General features: G+C 61.4%; 11 protein-coding genes, 1 tRNA gene and 1 pseudogene. 11 read left to right on the forward strand and 2 right to left on the reverse strand.

What is annotated here, in order from left to right; translation table 11 throughout:
* Positions 1 to 3: 3 nt before the first annotated feature.
* From JNM03_RS10775 to JNM03_RS10800, 7 genes and pseudogenes are all read left to right on the forward strand, one after another.
* The gene (locus JNM03_RS10775) at positions 4 to 258 is read left to right on the forward strand and encodes a hypothetical protein (protein WP_294036509.1); all 255 of its coding nucleotides are present in this window, start codon (positions 4 to 6) and stop codon (positions 256 to 258) included.
* Complete coding sequence (locus tag JNM03_RS10780; RefSeq protein WP_294036511.1) at positions 255 to 413, forward strand: hypothetical protein; 159 nt, start codon at positions 255 to 257, stop codon at positions 411 to 413. The genes JNM03_RS10775 and JNM03_RS10780 overlap by 4 nt, the downstream gene beginning before the upstream one ends.
* The gene (locus tag JNM03_RS10785) at positions 410 to 979 is read left to right on the forward strand and encodes a DUF1643 domain-containing protein (RefSeq protein WP_294036513.1); all 570 of its coding nucleotides are present in this window, start codon (positions 410 to 412) and stop codon (positions 977 to 979) included. The genes JNM03_RS10780 and JNM03_RS10785 overlap by 4 nt, the downstream gene beginning before the upstream one ends.
* A 100-nt stretch (positions 980 to 1,079) precedes the next feature.
* A complete protein-coding gene (locus JNM03_RS10790) occupies positions 1,080 to 1,355 on the forward strand; it encodes a hypothetical protein (RefSeq protein ID WP_294036514.1) in 276 nt (91 codons plus the stop codon).
* Positions 1,352 to 1,519: pseudogene (locus JNM03_RS18960) on the forward strand (helix-turn-helix domain-containing protein); the annotation flags it as partial. The gene JNM03_RS10790 and the pseudogene JNM03_RS18960, both read left to right, overlap by 4 nt.
* A gap of 17 nt (positions 1,520 to 1,536) precedes the next feature.
* Positions 1,537 to 2,550, forward strand: coding sequence for a site-specific integrase (locus tag JNM03_RS10795; protein WP_294036516.1), 1,014 nt, complete (start codon positions 1,537 to 1,539; stop codon positions 2,548 to 2,550).
* Entirely contained in the window at positions 2,537 to 3,070 is a 534-nt protein-coding gene (locus JNM03_RS10800; RefSeq protein ID WP_294036518.1) for a hypothetical protein, read from the forward strand. Before JNM03_RS10795 ends, JNM03_RS10800 begins: the two co-directional genes overlap by 14 nt.
* A 55-nt stretch (positions 3,071 to 3,125) precedes the next feature.
* Here the strand turns inward: JNM03_RS10800 and JNM03_RS10805 are convergent.
* Both JNM03_RS10805 and JNM03_RS10810 read right to left on the reverse strand, forming a co-directional pair.
* Positions 3,126 to 3,202: transfer RNA gene (locus JNM03_RS10805), tRNA-Pro, on the reverse strand.
* Positions 3,203 to 3,306: 104 nt separating this feature from the next.
* Complete coding sequence (locus JNM03_RS10810; protein WP_294036520.1) at positions 3,307 to 3,735, reverse strand: JAB domain-containing protein; 429 nt, start codon at positions 3,733 to 3,735, stop codon at positions 3,307 to 3,309.
* Positions 3,736 to 3,888: 153 nt separating this feature from the next.
* Here JNM03_RS10810 and thyA point away from each other — a divergent pair, with 153 nt between their 5' ends.
* The 4 genes from thyA to JNM03_RS10830 all read left to right on the forward strand — a co-directional run bounded on the left by thyA (position 3,889) and on the right by JNM03_RS10830 (position 8,523).
* A complete protein-coding gene (gene thyA, locus JNM03_RS10815; protein ID WP_294036522.1) occupies positions 3,889 to 4,824 on the forward strand; it encodes a thymidylate synthase in 936 nt (311 codons plus the stop codon).
* 92 nt (positions 4,825 to 4,916) lie between these two features.
* Complete coding sequence (locus JNM03_RS10820; RefSeq protein WP_294036524.1) at positions 4,917 to 6,212, forward strand: thiamine pyrophosphate-dependent enzyme; 1,296 nt, start codon at positions 4,917 to 4,919, stop codon at positions 6,210 to 6,212.
* Positions 6,212 to 7,249, forward strand: coding sequence for an alpha-ketoacid dehydrogenase subunit beta (locus JNM03_RS10825; protein WP_294036526.1), 1,038 nt, complete (start codon positions 6,212 to 6,214; stop codon positions 7,247 to 7,249). Before JNM03_RS10820 ends, JNM03_RS10825 begins: the two co-directional genes overlap by 1 nt.
* A gap of 5 nt (positions 7,250 to 7,254) precedes the next feature.
* Positions 7,255 to 8,523, forward strand: a complete 1,269-nt coding sequence (locus JNM03_RS10830) for a dihydrolipoamide acetyltransferase family protein (RefSeq protein WP_294036527.1) — start codon at positions 7,255 to 7,257, stop codon at positions 8,521 to 8,523.
* The last annotated feature ends 81 nt before the right edge of the window (positions 8,524 to 8,604 follow it).

Raw genomic sequence — 8,604 nt, forward strand, 5'->3', positions numbered from 1 at the left:
GCGATGTGCATCAAGAAAGTCGAAGCCTACGAGCACGCCGGCCAGCTTTTCGCGACCGAACGGCAGGCCCTCGATGCCGCCCTGAAAGACATCGGGAAGAAACTGGTCGCTGACTTCCACGCGAACCCGGCGGAAGGGATGATCCAGCAGCGCGAGGCGATTTTGCGCGTGCTGGGGCGGATTGCGGAGATCGAGGCTGCGTTGCCAGACGTCGAGCCTGCCGCGCGGTACGACGATACGCTGGCGAGGGCGGCATGAGCAGGAAGGCTGAAATCGCGGTCCTCAAGATGGACTGGAAGCGCCTGATCGACCGCATTGAAGGCAAGGACGTTCAGGTCAGCGCACTCGCGGTCGCCATGTGGGCCAGCCTCAATGTCGATCGCCTGATTGCGCTGGCGGAGGAGGGGCAGTGACCGAAGCGCTCGATCTTCTTGGCCAGCCGGTAATGCAGCGGAGCGCCCATTTCGCGTCCCCCGACGAGCGCATCGTCCTTTCACGTCGCTGGTCGGACGGTCCCATAGCGATCGTTGTCGGCCACAACCCCTCAGTGGGCGATGCAGAGAAGGATGATCCGACCGTCAAATGGTGGATCCGCTGGTTTCAGCATTACGGCTTCGGCGGTTTCCGCGCGCTCAACCTCTATCCGTTCGTCACCTCCAGCCCTGTCGAGTGCCGCCGGAAGGCCGATTGGGTCGCCACCAACGATTGGAGCGCGCGCGACTCCCTCCTGTTCGTGAACCTCCCGATCTTGGTCAAGGAGGCGAAGGGCGCGCATCAGCTATTCGCTTGCTGGGGCAACATCGCCACCGATTGGGATTGGGTCGATCACGTCGTCGAGGAAATCCAGTCGGGCGAAGCGCCTTATCCGGACATTTGGTGCTGGGGAAAGACGAAGAGCGGTGCGCCGACGCATCCGATGGCGCGCGGCAAGCATCGCATCGACCCGCTCGCTGAACCGATCCTGTGGAGGGCCGCATGATCGCGAACCTGAAAGAAAACTTGGTCCCGATCCTTTTCGCCATCGGGAGTGCGCTGTTTCTGGCGGGCAACCTGATCGCCATCTGGCGGGGGTGGCGCTCATGAGCACCTTCCACGCCAACGGCAAGCAAATCCTCCGCTGCAACGGAGAAACGACCGAGCACGTTGCCGATGTCGTCTCGAACGCTTGGGCAAGCCGGATCGCGGCGCTGCTCAACCTCCCGGCGTGGCTCGATGCGCGGGCGGAGAAGATCAGGCCGGTGTCGCGATGGGCCGCTCGCCAATACGAGATCCTGGCGAGCAGTATCCGGGCACAGCTTCACGAAGAGGACAAAGCTGATGACGCGCCCGGTGAGCGGGACGGGGGGCGGGGATGACGTTTCACAGCCACATTCTGCCCGAGCATGACGTCCGGCCCTATTCCATCGCTCAGCTTGCCGACCGCTGGGGTTGCAGCGACAGCATGATCCGCAAGCTGATCAATCAGGGCCAGTTGCAAACATTTCGCATCGGTGCGCTTATTCGCGTCAGTGCAGCCGAAGTGGAGAGGTATGAGAAATGTCCAGTGAACCCGGTCCCTATACAGTCCAGCGATTCCGAGGCGGATTCGCCATCGTCCATTGGGTCCAAGAGGAAGGGGACGACAAGCCGAAGCGCCATCGTACACAGCTCTCCGCGAAAGATCGGGCGAGCGCCGAGGCGGAAGCCCGCAAACGCTGGGAAAGCGGAGACGATAGTCCGTGGACCGTGGAACGGGTCATGACAGCCTATATGGCGTCGATCGCGCACAAGCCTTCGCACGGCCGAACGCAGGACGCTTGGAAGGCGATGAAGACATTCTGGCGGTCGATCGACCCTGCGGCGATCGATGAGACGATGTGCCGCTCGTATCGCGCGACACGAAAGGTCGAAGATGCGACCGCCCGCCTCGAGCTGATGAAACTGTCGACCGCGCTGAATTGGGCGATGAAGGCGACGAAGATCACCGTCCGCGGCAATGTCTGGCTGCCGGCGAAAGGCGAGCGCAAAACCCGGCACCTGACCCGGCCCGAGTTCGACCGCTTCCTCGCCGGCATGGTCGCGCCGCACGCGCGGCTGTATGCGCTGATCGGCCTCTATACCTGCGCGCGACCTGGCGCGATTCTCGATTTGACGTGGGACCGCGTCGATTTCATGCGCGGGCAACTCGACCTCAATCCCGCAGGCCGGGCCCAGACATCTAAGCGCCGGCCAGTCGTGCCGATCGGCAACCGGCTCATGGAAGCGATGCAAGACGCATACGCCGCCCGCACGTCGGTGTTCGTGGTCGAGCGCGCCGGCAAGCAGGTCGGAAATATCAAGAAAGCGTTCCAGGCGGCCAGTGAAAGGAGCAATGTCCATGCGACGCCCTATACGCTGCGCCACACCGGCGCCGTCTGGGCGGCCGAGGCTGGCGTCCCGATGCCCGAATTGGCCCAAATGCTGGGCCATGACGACGACCGCACGACGCAGCAATTTTATGCAAGATACAGCCCCGGATACCTTAAAAAGGTAGCCGACGCTATCGAGGGGAAAGCCTATGCCAGCGGCTAAATGCTCCGCTCCGGACTGCGATAAAATCGCCAAGCTGACGAAGGGGCTGTGCCCCACCCACTATCAGCGTCTGCTTCGTCATGGGCGAATCGATGCGGGGCGCGGATGGGATTCGAAAGCTCATCTTCATTCGAAGCACGAACTCTATCCTACTTGGCAGCAAATGATTCTCCGATGCCATGACAACAAAAACAGTTCGTTCGCTCGCTATGGTGCGGTCGGAATTTCCGTCTGCGAAAGATGGCGCGCAAACTTCCAAAACTTCTTGGCGGACATGGGCGAGCGCCCCAAGGGCCTTACGTTGGACCGCATCGATCCGACCGGAAATTACGAACCTGGCAACTGCCGCTGGGCCGATGCCAAGACGCAGCGTAACAATTTGTCGGAAGAGGGCGACAAGCGCGCACGCGCGAAGATCAGCGCATCTAAAACCGAGTATTGGAAACGATGGCGAACTAGTCGCGGCTTGCCTGCCGAAGCGCCAACGCGGGCCGAGTATCGAGCAAGAAGCAAGGGATGAGGTTCAATGAGAACCTAGGGGAAATGTCTCTATGAAAGCTAAGTCATTGATAAAATGGTCGGGGAGAGAGGATTCGAACCTCCGGCCCCTGCCTCCCGAAGACAGTGCTCTACCAGGCTGAGCTACTCCCCGACCGATCCAGCACCGGCGGACCGGTGCGTAGGCAGGGCGGTCCTCTAGACGGGCAATTTGCGAACATCAAGCGCCAATCGGCATAGCGGAGACGATTGTCCCGACTAGATCAGGCCTGCATTGCGAAAGCTGAAATGCCCACTTTCGACGAAAATCAGATGATCCGACAAATCGATGCCGACCAGCCGCAGGAACTGACCGGCGTCGCGGGTGCAAGAGATGTCGGCGTCGCTGGCGCGCGCGATTCCCGAGGGATGGTTGTGCGCCATAATCACGGTTGCGACGCGGCGCCCGAGCAGGCGGTTCCAGCACTGCGGCGTGATGATCGAACGCCCCGCCGCATCACCCTCTGCGCATTCGAGGCCGACAAGCCGCGAATAGGCGTCGAACCCGGCCAGCAGCATGATTTCGTGGTCGTCGAAAAGCAGCGGTCGCAGCAAATGCTGCGCGATCGAATCTTCGGCTTCGCGCGGCACGAAACCGGCGCTCGCGGCAAGAGAGGGCAGCGTGTCGATGGGCTCGAAGACAGTCATCGCATCGATGATGCGCCCATTGAGGCGCGGGCAAAAGCGGGGACCGACCCATATCGGACGATTGCCGCCCGGTGCCATCTGCCTATGCAGCCGCACCTCTTGTCGCGCCGCGGCGCGAAGCCTAGCAAAGAGTGTCCCAGCCAGGAGCGAGTCTTGTCCGATTCCATCCATTATGAACTGCAATATCTTGACCTGATGCGCCGTATCTGGGTCGAGGGCGATGAGCGTATCGATCGTACCGGCGTCGGAACGCGCTCGCTGTTCGGCGAGACGATGCGGTTTTCGCTGAAGGACGATGCCATTCCGTTGCTGACGACAAAGCGCGTCTATTGGAAGACCGCCTTGCGCGAGCTTTTATGGTTCCTGACGGGCGACACCAACATCCGGACGCTCGTCGCCCAGGGCGTGAAGATCTGGACCGACTGGCCGCTCGACAAATATCGTCGCGCGACGGGCGATCAGATCAGCGCATCGGATTTCGAGGCGCGCATCGTCGCCGATGATGATTTCGCAGCACAGTGGGGCGACCTTGGCCCGGTTTACGGCCATCAATGGGTGAACTGGCCGCGCTACGAACAGGCGGGTGACGGGCTTTTTCGCCGAGCGGAGCAGGGACACAACCAGATCGCGACGCTGATCGACTCGCTGCGTAACAATCCGGGGTCGCGGCGACATATCTTCACCGGATGGAATGTCGCCGACATCGATCGCATGGCGCTTCCGCCTTGCCACATGACCTATCAATTCCATGTGCGCAGTGATGGCGGTCTGTCCTGTCTGCTCTTCCAGCGTTCGTGCGATCTGGGTTTGGGCTTTGCCTTCAACATTTTCGAGGCGGCGCTGCTGACGCGAATGATCGCCGATCAATGCGGCCTGCACGCGCATGAAGTCGTCTGGACCGGCGGAGACGTTCATTTGTATCTGAACCACGCCGAACTCGTCGAACAGCAGATGCGGCGCATTCCCGAAGGAGCTCCGAAACTTCGCATCCTTCGCCGGCCCTCAAGCATTTTCGACTATCGGTTCGATGATTTCGCGGTCGAGGCCTATGCGCCGCAAGCGCATATTTCCGCCCCGGTCGCGGTGTGATCGCTGCCGTTGCATTCTCATGGCGTCCGTAATAATATGTCGCCAAGTTGAAATATAACTAGGCGCTGATTCGCGCTCGAAGGGAAGAAGATATGCCTGAGTCGCATCGGCGACCGGCGAGCAATTTGCCGCCGTTGTCGCTCCATATTCCCGAACCCCGCTACCGCCCCGGCGACACGCCCGATTTCGGCGACGTCGCGGTGCCGGCGGTTGATGCGACCCCCCGCCCAAGCGAAGCGACCAAGCCCGATGCAATGCGCGACCTGTGCTATGGACTGGTTCGTGTGCTGGACTTCGACGGCATCGCGAAGGGGCCTTGGGATCCGAAACTTTCGGCCGAGCGGCTGCGTGCGATGCTGCGCTACATGATGCTCGTGCGCGCGTTCGACGGCCGAATGTTCCGCGCCCAGCGACAGGGCAAGACGAGTTTCTACATGAAGTGCACCGGCGAGGAAGCGACTTCGGTCGCCTCGACGATGGCGCTCGATCGTGGCGACATGTGCTTCCCGAGCTATCGCCAGCAGGGCATCCTGATCACGCGCGACTATCCGCTGATTCAGATGATGAACCAGATCTATTCGAACCGCGGCGATCATCTGCTCGGCCGCCAGTTGCCGATCATGTATTCGGCGCCGGAGCATGGTTTTTTCAGCGTTTCGGGCAATCTGGCGACGCAATACCCGCAGGCGGTGGGCTGGGCCATGGCTTCGGCTTCGAAGGGCGATAGCCGCATCGCGACGGTGTGGTGCGGGGAAGGGTCGTCGGCCGAGGGCGACTTCCATTCGGCGCTTACCTTTGCGACCGTCTATAACGCGCCGGTCATCTTCAACGTCGTCAACAACCAGTGGGCGATTTCCAGCTTCTCGGGATTTGCCGGTGGCGAACGTACGACCTTTGCGGCGCGGGCGGTCGGTTACGGGATCGCGGGGCTTCGCGTCGATGGCAACGACCCGCTTGCGGTCTATGCAGCGACGCAGTGGGCGGCGGACCGCGCCCGGACGAACAATGGCCCGACGCTGATCGAGCATTTCACCTATCGCAGCGAGGGACACAGCACGTCCGACGATCCCAGCGCCTATCGCCCCGCCGATGAAGCGACCGCCTGGCCGTTCGGCGACCCGATCGCGCGGCTTCGCCAGCACCTCGAAACGCTCGGCGAATGGGATGCCGATCGCCATGACGCGCAGGCGATCGAGCTCGAAGAATTGATCAAGACGACCCAGAAACAATCGGAAAAGCTGGGTATCTTGGGCCACGGCATGCACCAGCCGTTCGAAACCATGTTTCAGGACGTGTTTGAGGAGATGCCCTGGCATCTCAAGGAACAATGCGATCAGATGCTTGCCGAACAGGAAGCGAAGTTCGGCCCGAACTGGAAGCCCGAATAATGCCCGAATCTCCTAGCGCCGACACGAAAACCATGAACATGATCGAGGCGATCAACAGCGCCATGGACATCATGCTCGGCCGCGATCCGAACACTGTCGTGATGGGCGAGGACGTCGGCTATTTCGGCGGGGTCTTTCGCGCCACCGCCGGCCTGCAGAAAAAGCATGGCAAGACGCGCGTCTTCGACACACCGATCAACGAATGCGGCATCATCGGCGTCGCGGTCGGCATGGGGGCTTATGGCCTTCGCCCGGTCCCCGAAATCCAGTTCGCCGACTATATTTACCCGGGCCTCGATCAGCTCGTCAGCGAGGCGGCGCGCCTGCGCTATCGCTCGGCAAATGATTTCATCTGCCCGATGACGGTGCGCACGCCCTTCGGCGGGGGGATCTTCGGCGGGCAAACGCACAGCCAGTCGCCCGAAAGTATCATGACGCACATTTGCGGCGTGAAGACGGTGATTCCGTCGAACCCCTATGATGCAAAGGGTCTTTTGATCGCGGCGATTGAGGATAATGACCCGGTCGTCTTCCTCGAACCCAAGCGCATCTACAATGGCCCGTTCAGCGGCTATTATGACCGACCGGTCGAACCCTGGTCGAAGCATGACGCAAGCGCGGTTCCCGAAGGTTATTATCGCATCGATCTCGGTAAGGCGGCAAGAGTTCGCGAGGGCGAAGCGGTGACGGTGCTTGCCTACGGCACGATGGTTCATGTCGCGAAGACGATCGTCGAGGAACGCGGGATCGACGCCGAAATCCTCGATCTGCGGACGCTCCTGCCGCTCGATATCGATGCGATCGAAACGTCGGTGAAGAAGACCGGCCGATGCCTGATCATCCACGAAGCGACCCGCACTTCGGGCTTCGGTGCCGAACTGGCCGCGCTCGTGCAGGAACGCTGTTTCTATCACCTCGAGGCGCCCGTAGAGCGCGTAACAGGCTTTGACACGCCCTATCCGCACAGCCTCGAATGGGCCTATTTTCCTGGACCGGTGCGCATCACGACCGCGCTCGAAAAGATCTTGAAGGACTGATCGCCATGGCTCGCTATTCGTTCCGCCTGCCCGACATCGGCGAAGGTATCGCCGAGGCCGAGATCGTCGCCTGGCATGTGAAGATCGGCGATCGCATCGAGGAAGATGCGCAGCTTGCCGATATGATGACCGACAAGGCGACCGTGGAAATGGAGTCGCCGGTGACGGGCGTCGTTGTCGAACTGGCCGGCGATGTCGGCGACATGGTTTCGATCGGTGCAACCCTCGCGGTGATCGAGACTGAAGGCGAGGAGACCGGCGACGCACCGCCCGTCGATACGCCGGTCGAACAGGAAATTGTCGCGGAAACGCCAGGTGTCGAGGAAATTTCGGTTGCCGAACCCGCTCCGGTGCCGGCACCTGCCGCAGCGCCCGAGCCCGTTCCGGCGCCAGTGGCATCCGCCGCGCACAGCCGCGCCGTTCTTGCCTCACCCGCCGTCCGCGCCCGCGCCAAGGATCTTGGCGTCGATCTCGGTCAGGTTCATGCCGAGGGCGATCGCGTTCGCCATTCGGACCTCGATGCATTCCTGCGCTATAGCGGCGGGCAGGGCTATCACGCGCCCGGTGCGTCCCGTGCGCGAGCCGACGAGCCGATCAAGGTCATCGGCATGCGCCGCAAGATCGCCGAGAATATGGCGGCGTCGAAGCGCGCAATCCCGCATTTCACCTATGTCGAGGAAATGGACGTCACCGCGCTTGAAGACATGCGTGCCGACCTCAATGCCAATCGCGGCAGTCGTCCCAAGCTGACGATGTTGCCCTTTCTGATTGTGGCGATCTGCCGGACCATCCCGCAATTTCCAATGATCAATGCGCGCTATGATGACGAGGGCGGAGTTGTGACGCGCCATGGAGCCGTGCACCTGGGCATGGCGACGCAGACCGACGCGGGCCTTATGGTTCCCGTCATCCGCGATGCACAGGACATGAATGTCTGGCAACTCGCGAGTGAAATCAGCCGTTTGGCGGAGGCTGCGCGCACCGGAAAGGCCAAGGTCGAGGAACTGACGGGCGGTACGCTGACCGTAACATCGCTCGGCCCGCTCGGCGGCATTGCGACGACACCGGTGATCAACCGGCCTGAGGTTGCGATCATCGGTCCGAACAAGATTGTCGAACGTCCTGTCTTCGATGGGGATGATATCCGCCGTGCGAAGCTGATGAACCTGTCGATCAGTTGCGATCACCGTGTCGTCGACGGATGGGATGCCGCAAGCTATGTGCAGGCGCTCAAGAAGCTGATCGAAACGCCGGTCCTGCTGTTCGCGGACTGACTGACCTCGTCGTTGCGAGGAGCGAAGCGACGAAGCAATCTCCAGAGGGCGGTCTGTCTGGACGCTAGCTGGAGATCGCTT

Origin of the sequence: Sphingopyxis sp. (assembly GCF_016793825.1) — a bacterium.
Lineage (GTDB): Bacteria > Pseudomonadota > Alphaproteobacteria > Sphingomonadales > Sphingomonadaceae > Sphingopyxis.